Source organism: Prosthecobacter sp. Pr1 (genome assembly GCF_057652315.1).
On sequence record NZ_JBYFBS010000001.1, the window covers coordinates 1 to 15,547 of the forward strand.

Genomic DNA, 15,547 nt, shown 5'->3' on the forward strand with positions numbered 1-15,547 from the left:
GCACCTCCTTCAACACGCCCCCGCCCCCGCCCGCACCCCACCACTCCTTCAGTCTCCCCCTCTTTTTTTGCGCCATTTTGCGCTTTTTTGCGGCCACCCCATTCCGGTTCCCCCCGCATCCAACAACGGGTTTGCGCACCAGCAGGGTCTGCGCCACCTGTGCCACCCCTTTTTCCCGCCTTCCGCGCATGTTCCGAGACCTCTACGACTACCTCTACCACCTGGCCCCCACCGGTGGCATCCCGCTGAAGGGCACCGGCATCGTCGTCGCGCTCGCCTTGATCCTCTCCCACGGCTGGGCCCTCAAAAACACCGCCAAGACCCAGGCCTTCCTCAAAGCCTTCCCCCGCACCTACTCCTGGGGTGTCATCCTCCTCACCATCGACTTCCTCTGGAGCGAGTTCGCCCTCGTCAACATGGACATGGGTGAGTTCTTCAACATGCGCGACAAGTTCATGATGATCGTCGCAGGCGGCTACGTCGCCGTGCTCATCTACGTCAAAGAATTCCTCGCCGTGCGCGCCCTCGGCGCCCTCCTCCTCCTCGTCGCCGGCCCCGTCCTCACCGCCGCCTTTCTGCAGCCCCAGATCAGCCGCCTCCTCATCCCCATCCTCGCCTACGCCTGGATCATCGTCGGCATGTTCTTCATCGGCATGCCCTTCCTCATGCGTGACTGGGTGAACGCTCTCATTTCCAAACCGCAGCGCTGGAATCTCGCCGTCTACGGCGGCATCGCCTACGGCATCGTCCTTCTTGCCGCAGCGATCCTGTTCTACTGAAGATGAACCCTCAGCCCCGTGTCCTCGTCATTCGTGGCGGCGCGATAGGCGACTTCATCCTCACGCTCCCCGCTCTCCGCCTCCTGCGCGAAACCATCGCCGGCTGCCATCTCGAAGTCATCGGCTATCCCGCCATCGCCGAACTCGCCCGCACCGCAGGCCTAGCCGATTCCATCCGCAGCCTCGAGCACCGCACCATGGCCCCGCTGTTTGCCAAAACAGCCCCCATCGACGAAGCCCTCGCCGAACACCTCCGCAGCTTCAATCTCGTCGTCAGCTTCCTCTACGATCCCGATGGCCTCTTCCGCGCCAGCATGGAACGCGTCGGCGTCAAAACCCTCATCGAGTGCTCCCCCCTCGTTAACCCCGACGGCCCCCACGCCTCCAGGCAGCTCGCCAAAGGCCTCGAAAAGCTCGCCATGTATCTGGAAGACGACCACCTCCACCGCGCCCACTTCCAGAGCCCTCCCAATAACCAGCCCCGCATCGCCATCCACGTCGGCAGCGGCTCCGAAAAGAAAAACTGGCCCCTCGACCGCTGGCTCCAAGTCGCCAATGAATTTCCCACCGATGAAGTCATCTTCATCACCGGCGAAGCCGAACAAGAGCGCGGCATCCAGCCCACCGGTCGTCCCATCTGGCACGCCCTCCCCCTGACCGAACTCGCCACCCGCCTTAGCACCTGCACCGCCTTCCTCGGCCATGACAGCGGCATCTCCCACCTCGCCGCCGCCTGCGGAGTCCCATCCCTCCTCTTGTTCGGTCCAACCGATCCCGCCATTTGGTTACCACCCCAGCCCTGGGTGCAGTTTTTGCGGAATCCGACACACGAGTTGTCCGATTTGTCCGTCCACGAAGTGAAATTGGCCGCCACGCAAGTTGTTGCGAAAGCGTAACGTGTTAGCTTGATCAAAAATCATGTCTCACGAACACCACTCTGCCCGCATCAAAGCCTTCCTCATCCTCGGCGCACCCGGAAGTGGCAAGGGGACGCAAGGCAAGGTATTGGGCAGCATCCCCCGCTTCCACCACCTCGCCTGCGGCGATGTCTTTCGCTCCCTCGACACCCGCACAGCCATCGGCCAGAAATTCGTCGAATACTCCAGCCGCGGTGAACTCGTTCCGGACGATGTGACCGTGGAACTCTGGCATGCCAATCTCAAGCAACGCATTGATTCTCATCAATTTAAGCCCGAGATCGACTTCCTCGTACTCGACGGCATCCCCCGCAATGTGGAGCAGGCAAAGTTCATGGAACCCCACATCGAAGTCCTCAAAGTCTTCCATCTCTCCTGCCCCGACCGCACCGAACTCGCCCGCCGCCTGCGCAAACGCGCCCTCAAGGACAACCGCTTCGACGACGCCAACGAAACCGTCATCCAGCAGCGCTTCGCCACCTACGAAGCCGAAACCAAGCCCATCCTAGACTACTACGCCGGCGACCGCATCCTCGACATCGATGCCAGCCAGGCGCCCGCCAAGGTGCTCTACGACATCATCGGCGGCGTCATGCAGCTCGAAGCGTGGAAAGAATTGGAAAAGATGAAGGTCTAGCCGCAAAACGATGCGCGTTCTTTTCATTGGCACCGGCGACATCGGCCTCCCCTCGCTGGACTGGCTGCTCAGCACATCCAAACACTCCGTCGTCGGAGTTATCACCCAGCCCGACAAACCCGTGGGCCGCAAGCAGGTGCTCACCCCACCGCAGATCAAGGTGCGCGCCCTTGAAGCAGGACTCACCGTCCTGCAGCCTCTGAAAATCCGCCACGCCGTGGAGGAACTGAAAGCCTTCAATGCCGACGTCGCTGTCGTCATCGCCTACGGTCAGATATTATCCCGTGCCGTGCTGGATGTGCCGCCTCTCGGCTGCCTGAACGTCCACACCTCGCTGCTCCCACGCCACCGTGGTGCCGCGCCAATCCAAGCCGCCATCCGCGACGGCGATACTGAAACCGGTGTCACCATCATGTTCATGGATGAAGGCCTCGACACCGGCGACATCCTCCTGATGCATCGTGTTGCCATTGCTTGCGATGAAACGGGTGGCAGCCTGCATGACAAGCTCGCGCAGCGGGCACCTGCCGCGCTCGAAGAAGCGCTGGATCTTCTGGCCACTGGAAACCCGCCGCGTGAAAAGCAGGACGAATCCAAGGTCACCCACGTTCGCAAGCTGACTCGTCAGGATGGCCGCCTCGACTGGACGCGTCCCTCCATTGAACTCGACCGTCTCGTTCGCGCCTTCACCCCCTGGCCGGGAACTTCCTGCCTGCTCAAGGAGGCGCAGATGAAGATTCACCGCGCTCAGGCCATCGCCAATGCGGATGCTTGTCCTGCACCGGGCACGATTGTGAGCGCAAATGCCGACGGCATTTTGGTAAGTTGTGGCAACGGCCTGCTCAATTTGAGCGAGGTCCAAATCGAAGGCGGCAGACGTTTGTCTGCCGCCGACTTCTTGCGCGGGCACCCGCTGCACGCGGGCGATGTGCTGCACTGAGTTGCTTATTCCTGCAGGAAGACGAAGACGCCTTTCTTGTTGCCAATGACGACGTCCATTTTGCCGTCCTTGTTGACGTCTCCGGGAGTGACTTGGGTGCCGACGCCGCTGTTGTCGTCGATTTGATGGGGGATGAATTTGGCTTCTTTGCCTTCGCGTTTGATTTCGAACCAGTAGAGCACTGGGGCGGCATTTGGCTCATCGTCCTTCAGGGGGCCGTGGGCCCAGCGGCGTTTGCCGGTGACCACGTCCATAACGCCGTCGCCATTCATGTCGGCGAGCTGCATGGCGTGGAGCTGACTGAATTTGACACCCACCGGGCTTTCTTCGACGGTGGCTCCCATGAGCTTGTGTTCGGCGAAGGTGCCGTCGGCTTTTTGCTCGAACCAGCCGAAGCCGTAGCCGTGCGCATCGTAGCTGCTGATCACATCGTTGCGGCCGTCACCGTTCACATCGTAAACGAGGATGAAGGAACCGCCGCGTCCGCCTGCCACGGTAAACAGCTGAGGATGAAAGACCCAGTCGCTGTCGGCCTTGGTGTCTGCTGGCTGTTCGCGCCAGCCTTCCTTGTCGAGGATGTCGGGGCGGCCGTCACCATTCACGTCGCCTACGCCATAGCCGTGGGTGTAGCGGAAGTACTTCTTGTCGTTCTCGGGTGATTTTGGAGAGATGGGGCGGAAGCGGGCTTTGCCGAAGGGGTTGGCCCAGTCGATCTCGGCATAACCGAGTTGTCCGCCGGTGTGGCAGAGGAGTTCCGGCTTGCCGTCGCCGTTCACATCTTTGAAATCGGGGGATTCATTGTCTGTGATGTCGAAGATGGTGTGGCGCTTCCATTCACCGCCTTTGTTCTGCGGGTTTTCGAACACCCAGGTCTCCTTGCCCGGCCAGGAGTAGGCCATGATGTCGCTCCAGCCGTCCCCGTTGAAGTCATAGCTGTAGGTCAGGAAGAAATCGCTGTAGCCCTTGGCCGGATCGTAGGGCTCTTTTTCGAACTTGGGTGCAAACTCAACCCGTTCCTTGAACTCGGGGCCCTTCCAGATGAAGCGGCCTGAGCAGACGTCGTTCTGACCGTCATGATCGAAATCTGCAAAGTGCGCGCCTTCGGCTACAAATTCCTCGGTCAGGGTGAACTTTTTGAACTTCAAATCGGCGGCGCACAAGGGCAGCGCGAGCAACAGGGTCGGGATGAGCAGTTTTGTCATGGTGGTTGGATTGGAACAGAGTTGGAAGGAGTGATCTTGCAGGCGTGAGGCATCAGCCCAGAAACTTCCCGGGATTCAGAATGCCGTTGGGATCCAGCGCCGCCTTGATGCGCAGGTGGGTTTCATGCGCGGCGGGGGAGACCGCATCACGCCACCAGCGTTTTTTAGCGACGCCGATGCCGTGTTCGCCGGTGATGGCGCCGTTCCAGGCGATGACCTGGTGGAAAAGCTTGTCTAGAGCGACCTCGGCGCGTTCGCGGATCGCGGGGTCGTCCATGGTCGGCACCATGATGTTGACGTGGATGTTGCCGTCTCCGGCGTGGCCGAAGCAGGCGACGGGGAAGCCGGTTTCGCTTTGGAGGGTCTCCGCGAAATCGACCAGATCCACGAGGCGGCCTCGTGGCACGACGATGTCCTCGTTCAGTTTGATCAGGCCGGTGTTGCGCAGGCTGTAGCTGAATTCACGGCGCAGTTTCCAGAAGGCCTCGCAGGCTTCATCGCCCATGGCTGTGTTCAGGCAGATGCTGCCCAGGTTTTCCACGAGTTTCGCTAGTTGGTCGATTTCGCCTTTGACCGAATCGGCCTGGCCGTCGATCTCGACGAGGAGATGCGCATCGCCTTCCGGGGTGACGGAGGCGCCGAGATACTCGCGTGCGGCACGCAGAGTGAACTTGTCGGCGATTTCGAGCGCGCTGGGCAGGAATCCGCTGCCGAGGATGCGCTGCACGGCATTCGCCGCTTCGGCAAAAGAGTTGAAGCCTGCGGAGAGCATCGCGCGCATGGGTGGGTGCGGGATCAGGCGCAGGGTGGCCTCCGTGACGACGCCAAGCATGCCTTCGCTGCCGACCATGAGGCCGACGAGGTCGAAGCCCGTTTTGTTTTTGTGGCAGCGCCCACCCGCCTTCACGATGGAGCCGTCTGCCAGCACCGCTTCCAAACCGAGCACGTAGTGCCGGGTGACGCCGTATTTCAGGCAGCGCGGACCGCCTGCGTTGGTTGCGATGTTGCCGCCGAGGGAGCATTCTTTGAGAGAGGCGGGGTCCGGCGGATAGAACCAGCCCAGCTTGCGCACTTCGCTTTGCAGATGGCCGGTGATGACGCCCGGTTCGATCACTGCCACGCCGTCTGCGAGGGTGATCTCCTTGATCTTGTTCATTCGCGCGACCGACAGCGCGATGCCACCCTGCAGCGGCACACAGCCACCGACATAGCCCACGCGTGAACCCTGGGGGGTGACGGGGATCTTGTTTGCGTTGGCAAAGCGCAGCACCTCGGAGACTTCGGCGGTGGATTCGGCATGCACGACGACTTCGGGCGGATTTGATGCGAACCATTTGTCCGTGCTGTGCGTGGCGATGTCGGTTTGCGTGACGGATACGCGGTCAGGACCAAGAAGGGAGATGAGTTGATCGGCGAGGGAGGCCATGCGCATTCTTGGGGCCGGATGCCCGGCCTTGCAACTTCATGCCCTGCGTCTAATTTGCCCTCCATGCAGCCCAGGCCAGTCGTCAACGTCGAAGAATTCATCGGCAAGACCGTAGGGCGGCGCGTGCCTCCTTCTGGAGCGGGGCTGCAAAAGACGCTGAATCAAGCGCTCAAGACGCAGAAGCGCGGCCTGTGCCCGAAAGGCGTGTATCGTTTCAAATCTCATGAGGAGGCTGACGCATGGATGGTGAAGATGATGAACCGCAAGAAGGCGAGTTAATCTCACGGGCACCCACAGAGGACGATCTGGTGGACATGTGCCGCCTGCTCGACGAATCCGGCGCCCGATAAATGATCGTGGGTGGATTTGCGATTATGTATGCAGGCTACAGCCGGACCACTGGCGATGTTGATCTGTTGTTTGACACCGAACTGGTCAACGAGGCGAAGGTCTATCGTTGTCTTGAATCTCTGCCGGACAAAGCGGTGCTGCACCTGCAGCCAGGGGATGTTGGCAAATACACGATCATTCGTGTGGCCGATGAAATCATTATCGATCTAATGAAATCTGCCTCAGGCATCGACTATGAGGAAGCGTCGAAAGAAGTCGTCATTCGCATGGTGCAAGGCGTTCCAATTCCGTTCGCATCGCCGAGGCTCCTGTGGCGCATGAAAAAGAATACGCATCGTGAGAAGGATGCGGGAGATCTGGTGTTTTTGCGGCAGCAGTATCCCGAGGTGACGCAGTGAGGCTCACTCCTCCCCGCCGAGCAGGAACTGAAAGTCTTTGAGGGTGAGGGCCTGGGCGAAGTTTTCCTCGCCGAGGATGTCGTTGGCGAGGGAGCCTTTTTGTTTTTGCAGGAGGCGGATTTTTTCCTCGATGCTGTTCTTGACGATGAGGCGGTAGGCGAAGACGGTCTGCTGCTGGCCGATGCGGTGGGTGCGGTCGATGGCCTGGGCTTCGACGGCGGGATTCCACCAGGGGTCAAACAGGACGACGTAGCTGGCGGCGGTGAGATTGAGGCCGAAGCCACCGGCTTTGAGGCTGATGAGGAAGGTGGCGGCACCGGCGTGGGTCTGGAAATCATTGACTAGGCTGCCGCGGTCTTCGGTCTGGCCGGTGAGTTTGAAGGACTGCCAGCCGCGCTCCTGAATTTCCGCCTCGATGATGGCGAGCATTTCGACGAACTGGGAGAAGACGAGCACCTTCTGGCCTTCCTCCATGAGGGGTTCGAGCAGTTCCATGAGCGCGGCCACTTTGGCGCTCTCGCTGGCGGGTTCGGCGGTTTTTTTGCGTCCCTTTTTGGTGGCGGTGGCCTCAAGGCCGAGCAGGCGCGGATGGCAGCAGATCTGCCGCAGGCGCAACAGGCTGGTGAGAATGTTGAAGCGGAGTTTGTCGAGTTGTTTGCCGGTTTCGACCTTCAATAGCTGAGCGCGAGCGCGTTTGACTTCGGCCTGATACAGGGCGGCCTGCGTGCCTTCGAGTTCGATGCTGAGATCTTCTTCCACTCGGTCTGGCAGATCACGGGCGACTTCGTTTTTGGTGCGGCGCAGCAGGAAGGGGCGGGTGCGTGCGGCGAGGCGGCGGCGGGCGAGCGGATCGTCCCTGCCGTCGAAGTTCTTGGTGAAGGCGGCGCGGGTGCCGAGGACGCCGGGCATGGCGAAGGCGAAGATGGACCAAAGATCGAGCAGGCGATTTTCAATGGGGGTGCCGGTGAGGGCGAGGCGGTACCTTGCTTTCAATCCACATGCGGCCTGGGCGTTCTGCGAGGTGGGATTTTTGATGGCCTGCGCTTCATCGAGGATGACCGCACCCCATTCGATTTTGCGCAGCAGGTCTTCATGGATGCGGAGCTGAGCGTAGTGAATGATGAGCAGATCCGCCGTGCCTTCGAGGCCGCTCTTTCCGGCATTTGCGCGATTCCACACGTCCACGCTGAGCTGGGGAAAGAAGCGGGAGACTTCGCCGCGCCAGTTGTCCTGCACGGACTTGGGGCAGATGACGAGCAGGGGCTCCTGCAACTGCTGCTCACCGCGCAGCCAGGCGATCCAGACGAGCGTTTGCAAAGTTTTGCCGAGGCCCATGTCATCGGCCAGCACGCCGCCGAAGCGGTTGGCCGTGAGATAGGCGAGGAAGTGGAAGCCTTCGGTTTGATAGGGACGCAGGGTGGCGGTGATGCCCTCCGGCATCTGCGGGGTGACGCGGGTCTGGATTTCCTCCACACGACGGCGTACCTGAGCAACGCGCTCTGCACTGAGGAGCGTGGTGTCTTTCCCCGCGAGACCGCCGAGCTGGAGGGCGTGCAGGCGCTGTTTCTCCGCACTGAAATCATGCGCCGCGAGACCGAGTTCGGCGAGCTCGTGCAACTGCGCCTCGGTGAGCTGGTATTCGAGTTTGCGCCAGCCTTTGCCGGGGAGGCGCACCCATTTGCCCTTGGCCTTGAGCAGGAGATCGATTTCTTCCTGGGTCAGGGTGCTGTCGCTGACATCCAGAGCGACGCTGAGGTCGAACCAGTCGATGCCGGTCTTGGATTCTTCGATGTCGAGGCGTACGTGACCGGCGACTTTGCCATCGCGCAGGCTGGCGAGTTCGGCATCGAGCTCGACGATGAAGCCTTGAGGGCGGCGGTCAAGCCAGGCGAGGAATTGGTCCGGCCAGTCCCGGCCCTGAATGCGCTGTTCGAGCCAGAATTCATTAAAGGCGCCGTAAACGGGTCTGAGCGGCCACTGCGTCAGCCATGCACCGGCGGCGGGCAGGTGAGAGCTGTCGAGCTGCACGATTTCATCCGACGGGGGCATTTCTCTCTGGTTGAAGCGTTGGGAGGCGGACCAGTTTGTGCCGTTCCAGAGGCTTGGACTCTGCACACCAGCGAATTTTGCCTGCGCACGCACGTGGAGGTAGTCACTGCTGGTCTGAGGATAGCGGTGGAGCTTGCAGCGCACTTTAATTTCAGCGCGAATGATCTTCACGCGGCCTTCGAGGCGCTGCGGCACGGGCAGACCGAGTTTGGCGAGGGCGCTGACTCCTTCCTTGGTTTCCAGCGCCGCAGCAGGAATGGAGACCGGCCAGTGCATGGAATCATGGCCGAAGGGCCAGTAATTCACGGGGAACACGGACTCATGGGTGACGTAACGCATGGGGAACCCGGGCACGATGGCGAGGGGTGGCGGCGGGGTGCGGCCTTCTTCATCGAACATGCGCAGCTCGTAGTCGCCCCCTGAGGTGGTGGGGGGCTGCAGATCCCAGCGCAGGGGTTCGTCGATGATGGGCAGAGGTTCCCCCGTGGAGGTGACGACGTGAGTTTGAAACAACTGCGGCGTGGAGATGAGCTGGCCGAGGCTTTTGGCAAGCGAGTCTGAGAGCGGCTCGATGTCGTGGGAGCGGAGATCTCCATATTGCTGGACGGCAGCCTTCAGCACGAGGTTTGAGCCCGCGCTGAGGAGGTTTTGGGGGCCATTGCCGTAGTGAGTGGAGCCACCCCAAAACTGCTTGAGAAGCTTCTGCGAAGCTTTGCCAAAGTCGGCCTCTCCCGGATGGCGCACCTGGATGAGAGCGCCTTTGGCATGCAACATGAGACGCAGTTCCGGAGCCTCAGTGGCCAGATGCAGCTGCGGCTCCTGCCATGACCCAAGGCGCTGCCGCCATTCGTCGATTTGTCTGAGACGCTCCCATTTGTGGAGAAGCCGTTGCAACACCGTTGGATCAACCAGCCCGGCCAAAGCAGGCGGCATCGCGAGCTGGCAGGCATCCAGCGCCCCAGCCAGACACGCGAAGAACTCGGCTTCATCGACAGGTGGATGATTCGTGGGCCAGAGCTGCACCTGGCCATAGCCCCAGTAGCTCTGCCGACCGCAGAGCTTGAACAAATCCTGCTGTGACACGATATTCTGCCTGCCCACCCACCAGACCGACGCCTGCTGGAGAAATTTCAACTGGGAGGCGGTGAGGGTGATGCCCAGTTGTGCGGCGGCACGGCCTGGGAAAGAATCCGCAGGTGGCTGGGCGATGGGGGGAGGGGCGGGCTTCGGCGGTTTTTTCGTCCTGGCCTGCGTGACGCTCCTTGCGACGGACTGCACCTGCAAATGCAGGATCAGGGCGACGGCGTGCTTGCAGTCCACTCCATAGGGGCAGGTGCAGGAGGTCTCTATGTCGCCGGGGGTGAATTCGAGTGTGACCTTGTAGAGTTCCCCGCCCTGAACGTCTGCCTGAAGCACGACGTCTGGCTCCACCCACTCCACGTGCCGCACGGCCTGACGCGCGAACAACTGGGTGCCGCGCTTGATGATATGCCGTTCAAAGAACGCCAGGCTCCGGACGAGCAGGTCGTGTTGTTTGGCGGTGAGACTGATGCTGGTTTGGGCTGACACGGTGTTTGAGGCAGAATGCGGCGACAGCGGCGGTGCTCAAGCGTAAATCACTCAACACTCATGCCCCCGCTCATCGAAGTCACCCACCCACGCGGCATTTATCTGCCGGAGGCGGATTTGTGGCTGGATCCGCATTTTGGGAAGGAGCGGGCGTTTGTTTCGCATGCGCACAGCGACCATGTGGCGCGGCATGGGCTGACGATTTGTTCGGAGATCACGCATCAGCTCATGGTGGTGCGGAAATCGGTGAAAAAAGCGGGGAGGGTGGTGTCGCCGCAGATGCGGGAGGTGTTTGAATGGGAAGGCTGGGAGATGAGGCTGCTGCCTGCGGGGCACATCACGGGTTCGGCGATGCTGCATCTGACGCGCAAGGCGGACGGAGCCACGCTGCTCTACACGGGTGACTACAAGCTGCGGCAGGGGCTGAGTGCGGAGCGCTGCGAGCTGATGCAGGCGGACACGCTGATCATGGAGACGACGTTTGGGCTGCCGAAGTATCGCTTTCCATCGGCTGAAGATGTGATCGCGCAGATGCTGGCATTTGTGCGGGATACGCTGCGTGATGGCGGCATTCCGGTGCTGATGGGGTATTCGTTGGGCAAGGCGCAGGAAATTCTTTGTGCGCTGGGAGATGAGGGGCTGCCGGTGATGGTGCACCCGAGTGTGGCGCAAATCACGGAGGTGCTGGCACCGCATCTGGGGAAGCTGCCGCAGTGGCGGCTGTTCAAGGCCGACGAAGTCGCAGGGCATGTGCTGGTGTTTCCGCCGGGATCAAAACTCGATCTGCCGAAGATGCGGACGGCGATGCTGTCGGGCTGGGCGATTCAGCCGAGCGCCAAGTATCGGTATGGTGTCGATCTGGCGCTGCCACTGAGTGACCATGCGGACCACCCGGAACTGCATGAAACGATTGAACAGGTGAAACCAAGGCGCATTTACCTGGTGCATGGTTCGACGCGTGAGTTTGCCGCGGAGCTTCGTCTGCGCGGGCATGATGCGCGGGCGCTGGGGGCGGAGGATCAACTGGAGCTGAACCTGTCAGCTCACTGATTCGATTTTTTGCCGGCGGGCAAAGAAGACGCGGGCGCTTTCCATGACACCGTAGGCGGTTTCCTGGGGCGTGAGCTCGGCGGTTTTGATGCGCAGGTCGGCGAGGCTTTTGTAGAGCGGTTTGCGCTCGTTCAGCAGTCGTTCGAGTTTGGCCTTGGGATTTTCCTCGCCGTTGAGCAGCGGGCGGTTGGTGTTCATCGCCGTGCGGCGGGCGAGTCGCTCCGGATCGGCGTCCAGCCAGACGATGTAACCAAGATGACGGAGGATGGCCAGATTGCGTGGCTGGGTGACGATGCCGCCGCCGGTGGCGATGACGCAGCCGCGTTTGCCCAGCAGCGAACGCAGGGCAGCGGATTCATGCTGGCGGAATGCGGCCTCGCCTTCGGTGGTAAAAATCTCAGGGATGCTTTTCCCGACGGTGTCCGCGATGAGATGGTCGGTGTCGACGATCTGGAAGCCGATCATCTGCGCGACGATACGGCCGACGGTGGTTTTGCCCGAACCCATGAGACCGATCAGCAGAATGTTGGGCTGGCGGGACGGGGTGGTTTCGCCGGAGGTTTGAACGAGATCGAGGATGGAGGATGCGAGGTCGGGGTCGTCACGCAGGGCATCGAAATAGCTGGCGTAGCGCGGCGCCCAGCCGGTGGCATGCAGCTTGGTGTTGGAGACGCGCTTGTGGCTCCAGCCGCGCTTGCGATTGGGGTCAGGCTCGCGTGTTCCGGGAATTTTGACGCCAAAGATGGAGCACAAACGCTCCACGCACTGGCGCTGCGTCATCTGGGCATCGTCGACGATGTTGTAGATGCCGCTCAGGCGTTGCGTGACGAGATGCACGAGCGCGCTGGCCGCATCATCGGCGTGGATTTGATTGAGGATGCGGCCCTGGCCGTGATTGCCTTCGATGGCGGCCTTTCCTTCGAGCAGGTTCTTCAAAACAAAGGAGCGCCCGGGACCGTAGATGCCGGCGAGCCGGGCGACAGCGCCCTTTGCATTGAGAGCGATGTTCTCGGCCTCGCGCAGCAGGCGGCCGGTTTCGCGATCAGGATCGGCAAAGCTGGTTTCGTCGATGGTTTCACCGTTCACCTGGGGGTAAACGCTGGTGCTGCTGGTGTAGAGCGGAAAGGCGGCGGGGAAGGCCTGGGTGAGATGACGCATGCCATCGACATAGACGGACTGATACATCTCAGCCCCGCCACGGCTGGAACTGGCGCAATGGATGACGGTGTCGATGCTGCTGGCGTTGAGCCTGGCAGCGAGGGCGAGTACATCAGCACTGTTTGAGATGTCGCAGGACTCCGTGCGCCAGGGTTTGACCGTGGCGAGGCGTGCGGCGGATTCTGGCGAGTGCGTCAGGCCGATGACTTCATGTCCGGCGGCATGCAGGAGATCGGCGACGCGCTCGCCCACGAATCCACATCCTGCGACGAGCACTTTCATAGCTGGCGGTGTTTTTGGTAGTAGGCGACGATGCCTTTGACGACGCCCTGCACGTAGTCCTCGATGGCGCTGGATTGCAGCCGCCCTGCGATCAGGGTGCGACCGAGGAAATGACCACGCAGCAGGCGGTGGTAGGTCTCCTCGTTGTTCATGACGTAGGGTTCGAGGTAGACGACGGGGCAGTCATAGAGCCGATTGGCCAGCAGGTTCCGTGCATAAACATAGGAGTTTGTGCCGATGCGCCGGGCATTGGGGGTGGTGTAAACGTAGGCTGGCAGGCCGGTGGCCAGACGCATGCCATTGGCGACGGCTTCGGCGAGCGGGAGCTCTTCCTGATGAACGCGGGAGAAGAGGCGGCGGAACATTTCGAAGCGCACGTCCTGCTGCTCGAGTTCGAGAGGGGAATAGCAGCCGTTCACGAGCACATGCATGTGATTCATGGGCGAGAATTGCGGTGCGGTGGCATCGCCCCAAGCTTCGGCATTGAAGTGCAGGCAGAGCACCACGTCAGGCTTGATGGTGGCGTTGACCTTCTCGCCACGAGCGTGGATCTCGCTCACGCGGTAGAAGAGCTTTTCGCTCTGCCACTGCACGGTGAGGATTTTCGCATCGCCGGTGACACCGGTGTAATTTTCCTGGGGCAGCGGAAAGCCGGCATCGACGAGGAGTTGACGCGCCTGGATGACGAAATCGGTGGGGCGCTGCGGTGTCACAGGTTCTGCATGGTCGCGCACGAGGGAGACATAGGCGCCGAGAGCCTTGAGCCGTTCGGCGAGCACTTGCGCGGTGGTGAGGGTGAGATTGCCCTCTTGAATGGATTCGCCAGGAGCAAAACTGAGCATGCGCTCCTCCATCTGAGCGTAAGCGCCGCCGATATGTCCGGGGTCGATGGCAATGTGGATGTCGCTGAGCAGAGGGCGGCCCTTGAGCGGGGGCATTTCGGCCGCAGCTCTCCAGGTGCGTGTGCCGGGCAGAGGTGCTTCGGAGCGGGTGGCAAAGGCGATGCGGGCTTCCGGTTTGAGGGGATCGCCCGTCTTGATGACCACGCCGTCGGGCTCCAGCTTCCACGGTGTAGGAAAGGGGGAGCCGTCTGAATAGACATCCCGCATGGCGGCTTCGAATTCGCTGCGGGTGAGGGTTTGATGAAAGGACTGCAGCTTGAGCCAGTCGGGCGTGGTGCCGAGGGGGCTGAGGCGGTCCAGACGTGCGGGGGGTGGGGGTGGCGCGGGCTGGACGGGGGCGATCGTCGGGACCGGAACGGGGGCGGGTGCCGCCTGTGGGGGGGGGGCAGGGGCAGCGGGTGCGGGCGGCGCGGGTGGATTAGCGGGGGCAGGAGGAGGCGCTGCCGGCGCGGAGCCCGGTGTCACCTGGGCGGGCGTCAAAAGAGGCGCCGGGGTGGGTGCGGGCACAATCGTCTGAGCCATGCCCGGCGTCACCATTACGGACGCGAGCATGACCGGCAGCGCGCAGCCACACAGCATTCGTTTCATCATCATAAAGTGCATCCTAGACTTGATCCCCGGCTTCATCATCTACTAAGTAGCGCCACGATGAATGACAACACGGCTGACGGTGCGGATGGACTCTTTCGCCTTCTCTTTTTGGGCGATGTGGTGGGCGAACCGGGGCGCAAGGCGGTCGGGCTGCTGCTGCCTGTGCTCAAGGAGGAGCTGAAGCTCGACTTCATCGTGGTGAATGGTGAAAACTCAGCGGGGGGGCGGGGCATCACGCCGAAGATCGCGATCAGCCTCATGCGAGCCGGCGCCGCCGTGGTGACCAGCGGAGATCACATCTGGGATCAGCGGGAGATTGTGCCGTATCTGGCCGATGAGCCGCGCATGCTGCGCCCGATGAACTACCCGGAAGGCACACCCGGCAGCGGCTTTGTGGTGCTGGAATCGAAGAAGTGCAAAGTGGCGGTGGTGAACCTGCAGGGGCGGACCTTCATGAACCAGCAACTCGACAACCCTTTCCCGGCCATCGCCGCTCTTGTGGAAAAGCTGCGCGAGGAAACGCCGGTGATCTTTGTGGACTTCCATGCCGAGGCCACGAGCGAGAAAGTGGCGATGGGCTGGCATTTGGATGGCAAAGTTTCAGCCGTTGTCGGCACGCACACCCATGTGCCGACGGCTGACGAGCGTGTGCTGCCGAAGGGCACCGCCTTTCAAAGCGATGCCGGCATGTGCGGCCCGATGGACAGCGTGATCGGCAGCCAGATCGAGCCGGTGCTGGAACGCTTCCACACGATGATGCCCACGCGCTTTGGCGTGGGTAGTGGTGCGGTGCGGGTGAATGGGGTGCTGATCACGATTGATCCTGCCACGGGGAAGGCGCTCAGTATTGAGCGGGTGGCGCGGACGTGGCATGAGTAGAGGGGGCCTCACCCGATGCCTTCGCTCTGCCGTTGCTGGAGGATGAAATCCAGGCCGCAGGCGAGTTTTTTGGCCATGGGTGATTTCACATCGACTGCGCGCCAGAAGGGGGTGATCTCAGCAAGTGGTCTGCCGTTTTGATGCTGCTCCCAAGCGAGTTCGGAGGCGATGCGCAGGAAGATGCCGGCGGTGAGAGGGCAGGTGAAATCTGCGTGATGAGCGGCGGCGAGATCTTCCCGCATCTGGGGCATGGTGCGTGATTCGCCCGGGGGAATCTGGGCTACGTAGGCGGCCACGACGGCGGGGGTGGGGATTAGCATCTTTTCGCCTTCAGCATGTCCGGCATAGGGCTTTCCCAGCCGGGAGACGGTGGGCTTCGGCGGATGGGCAAACTTTTCGCTCCAAGATTTTGCCATG

At 61.5% G+C, this 15,547-nt stretch carries 14 protein-coding genes; 8 read left to right on the top strand and 6 right to left on the bottom strand.

Annotation, left to right across the window (positions count from 1 at the left end; genetic code table 11):
• Positions 1 to 188: 188 nt before the first annotated feature.
• The 4 genes from AC24GY_RS00005 to fmt are packed head-to-tail and all read left to right on the top strand — an operon-like array spanning position 189 to position 3,273.
• The gene (locus AC24GY_RS00005; RefSeq protein WP_487679206.1) at positions 189 to 779 is read left to right on the top strand and encodes a hypothetical protein; all 591 of its coding nucleotides are present in this window, start codon (positions 189 to 191) and stop codon (positions 777 to 779) included.
• A gap of 2 nt (positions 780 to 781) precedes the next feature.
• Positions 782 to 1,675, top strand: a complete 894-nt coding sequence (locus AC24GY_RS00010; protein ID WP_487679208.1) for a glycosyltransferase family 9 protein — start codon at positions 782 to 784, stop codon at positions 1,673 to 1,675.
• Positions 1,676 to 1,697: 22 nt separating this feature from the next.
• Positions 1,698 to 2,333 carry an adenylate kinase family protein gene (locus tag AC24GY_RS00015; RefSeq protein WP_422319267.1) on the top strand — a complete coding sequence of 212 codons (636 nt, stop codon included), beginning with the start codon at positions 1,698 to 1,700 and terminating at the stop codon, positions 2,331 to 2,333.
• Between the two features lie 10 nt (positions 2,334 to 2,343).
• Positions 2,344 to 3,273 (top strand): methionyl-tRNA formyltransferase, encoded by a 930-nt coding sequence (gene fmt / locus AC24GY_RS00020; RefSeq protein ID WP_487679211.1) that lies wholly within the window; start codon positions 2,344 to 2,346, stop codon positions 3,271 to 3,273.
• Between the two features lie 5 nt (positions 3,274 to 3,278).
• Here the strand turns inward: fmt and AC24GY_RS00025 are convergent, their stop codons facing one another.
• Complete coding sequence (locus AC24GY_RS00025) at positions 3,279 to 4,475, bottom strand: FG-GAP repeat domain-containing protein (RefSeq protein WP_487679213.1); 1,197 nt, start codon at positions 4,473 to 4,475, stop codon at positions 3,279 to 3,281.
• 52 nt (positions 4,476 to 4,527) lie between these two features.
• Entirely contained in the window at positions 4,528 to 5,901 is a 1,374-nt protein-coding gene (locus tag AC24GY_RS00030; RefSeq protein WP_487679215.1) for an FAD-binding oxidoreductase, read from the bottom strand.
• A gap of 63 nt (positions 5,902 to 5,964) precedes the next feature.
• Between AC24GY_RS00030 and AC24GY_RS00035 the strand changes: the two genes are divergently transcribed.
• Both AC24GY_RS00035 and AC24GY_RS00040 read left to right on the top strand, forming a co-directional pair.
• Complete coding sequence (locus tag AC24GY_RS00035; RefSeq protein WP_422319275.1) at positions 5,965 to 6,180, top strand: hypothetical protein; 216 nt, start codon at positions 5,965 to 5,967, stop codon at positions 6,178 to 6,180.
• 71 nt (positions 6,181 to 6,251) lie between these two features.
• On the top strand, positions 6,252 to 6,650 hold the full coding sequence (locus AC24GY_RS00040) for a hypothetical protein (RefSeq protein WP_487679217.1): 399 nt from the start codon (positions 6,252 to 6,254) through the stop codon (positions 6,648 to 6,650).
• A 3-nt stretch (positions 6,651 to 6,653) separates the two neighbouring features.
• On the opposite strand, the gene AC24GY_RS00045 is transcribed toward AC24GY_RS00040, so the two are convergent.
• Entirely contained in the window at positions 6,654 to 10,268 is a 3,615-nt protein-coding gene (locus tag AC24GY_RS00045; RefSeq protein WP_487679219.1) for a DEAD/DEAH box helicase, read from the bottom strand.
• Between the two features lie 60 nt (positions 10,269 to 10,328).
• On the opposite strand from AC24GY_RS00045, the gene AC24GY_RS00050 reads away from it, so the two are divergent.
• The gene (locus AC24GY_RS00050; RefSeq protein WP_487679221.1) at positions 10,329 to 11,318 is read left to right on the top strand and encodes an MBL fold metallo-hydrolase RNA specificity domain-containing protein; all 990 of its coding nucleotides are present in this window, start codon (positions 10,329 to 10,331) and stop codon (positions 11,316 to 11,318) included.
• Here AC24GY_RS00050 and AC24GY_RS00055 read toward each other — a convergent pair.
• Both AC24GY_RS00055 and AC24GY_RS00060 read right to left on the bottom strand, forming a co-directional pair.
• Positions 11,307 to 12,833: a shikimate kinase gene (locus AC24GY_RS00055; protein WP_487680140.1), complete on the bottom strand. Its 1,527-nt coding sequence runs from the start codon at positions 12,831 to 12,833 to the stop codon at positions 11,307 to 11,309. The two genes, AC24GY_RS00050 and AC24GY_RS00055, sit on opposite strands and share 12 nt — an antisense overlap.
• Positions 12,755 to 14,212, bottom strand: coding sequence for an N-acetylmuramoyl-L-alanine amidase (locus AC24GY_RS00060; protein ID WP_487679223.1), 1,458 nt, complete (start codon positions 14,210 to 14,212; stop codon positions 12,755 to 12,757). The genes AC24GY_RS00055 and AC24GY_RS00060 overlap by 79 nt, the downstream gene beginning before the upstream one ends.
• 96 nt (positions 14,213 to 14,308) lie before the next feature.
• On the opposite strand from AC24GY_RS00060, the gene AC24GY_RS00065 reads away from it, so the two are divergent.
• Positions 14,309 to 15,130 (top strand): TIGR00282 family metallophosphoesterase, encoded by an 822-nt coding sequence (locus AC24GY_RS00065; protein ID WP_422321028.1) that lies wholly within the window; start codon positions 14,309 to 14,311, stop codon positions 15,128 to 15,130.
• 8 nt (positions 15,131 to 15,138) lie between these two features.
• Here the strand turns inward: AC24GY_RS00065 and AC24GY_RS00070 are convergent, their stop codons facing one another.
• Entirely contained in the window at positions 15,139 to 15,546 is a 408-nt protein-coding gene (locus tag AC24GY_RS00070) for a hypothetical protein (protein WP_487679225.1), read from the bottom strand.
• Position 15,547 lies beyond the last annotated feature (1 nt).

What these genes read in the sequence shown, in the direction of transcription:
- AC24GY_RS00005 (WP_487679206.1), top strand. Translation starts at nt 189, where the DNA reads ATGTTCCGAGACCTCTACGACTACCTCTACCACCTGGCCCCCACCGGT.
- AC24GY_RS00010 (WP_487679208.1), top strand. Translation starts at nt 782, where the DNA reads ATGAACCCTCAGCCCCGTGTCCTCGTCATTCGTGGCGGCGCGATAGGC.
- AC24GY_RS00015 (WP_422319267.1), top strand. Translation starts at nt 1,698, where the DNA reads ATGTCTCACGAACACCACTCTGCCCGCATCAAAGCCTTCCTCATCCTC.
- fmt (WP_487679211.1), top strand. Translation starts at nt 2,344, where the DNA reads ATGCGCGTTCTTTTCATTGGCACCGGCGACATCGGCCTCCCCTCGCTG.
- AC24GY_RS00025 (WP_487679213.1), bottom strand. Translation starts at nt 4,475, where the DNA reads ATGACAAAACTGCTCATCCCGACCCTGTTGCTCGCGCTGCCCTTGTGC.
- AC24GY_RS00030 (WP_487679215.1), bottom strand. Translation starts at nt 5,901, where the DNA reads ATGGCCTCCCTCGCCGATCAACTCATCTCCCTTCTTGGTCCTGACCGC.
- AC24GY_RS00035 (WP_422319275.1), top strand. Translation starts at nt 5,965, where the DNA reads ATGCAGCCCAGGCCAGTCGTCAACGTCGAAGAATTCATCGGCAAGACC.
- AC24GY_RS00040 (WP_487679217.1), top strand. Translation starts at nt 6,252, where the DNA reads ATGATCGTGGGTGGATTTGCGATTATGTATGCAGGCTACAGCCGGACC.
- AC24GY_RS00050 (WP_487679221.1), top strand. Translation starts at nt 10,329, where the DNA reads ATGCCCCCGCTCATCGAAGTCACCCACCCACGCGGCATTTATCTGCCG.
- AC24GY_RS00060 (WP_487679223.1), bottom strand. Translation starts at nt 14,212, where the DNA reads ATGCTCGCGTCCGTAATGGTGACGCCGGGCATGGCTCAGACGATTGTG.
- AC24GY_RS00065 (WP_422321028.1), top strand. Translation starts at nt 14,309, where the DNA reads ATGAATGACAACACGGCTGACGGTGCGGATGGACTCTTTCGCCTTCTC.
- AC24GY_RS00070 (WP_487679225.1), bottom strand. Translation starts at nt 15,546, where the DNA reads ATGGCAAAATCTTGGAGCGAAAAGTTTGCCCATCCGCCGAAGCCCACC.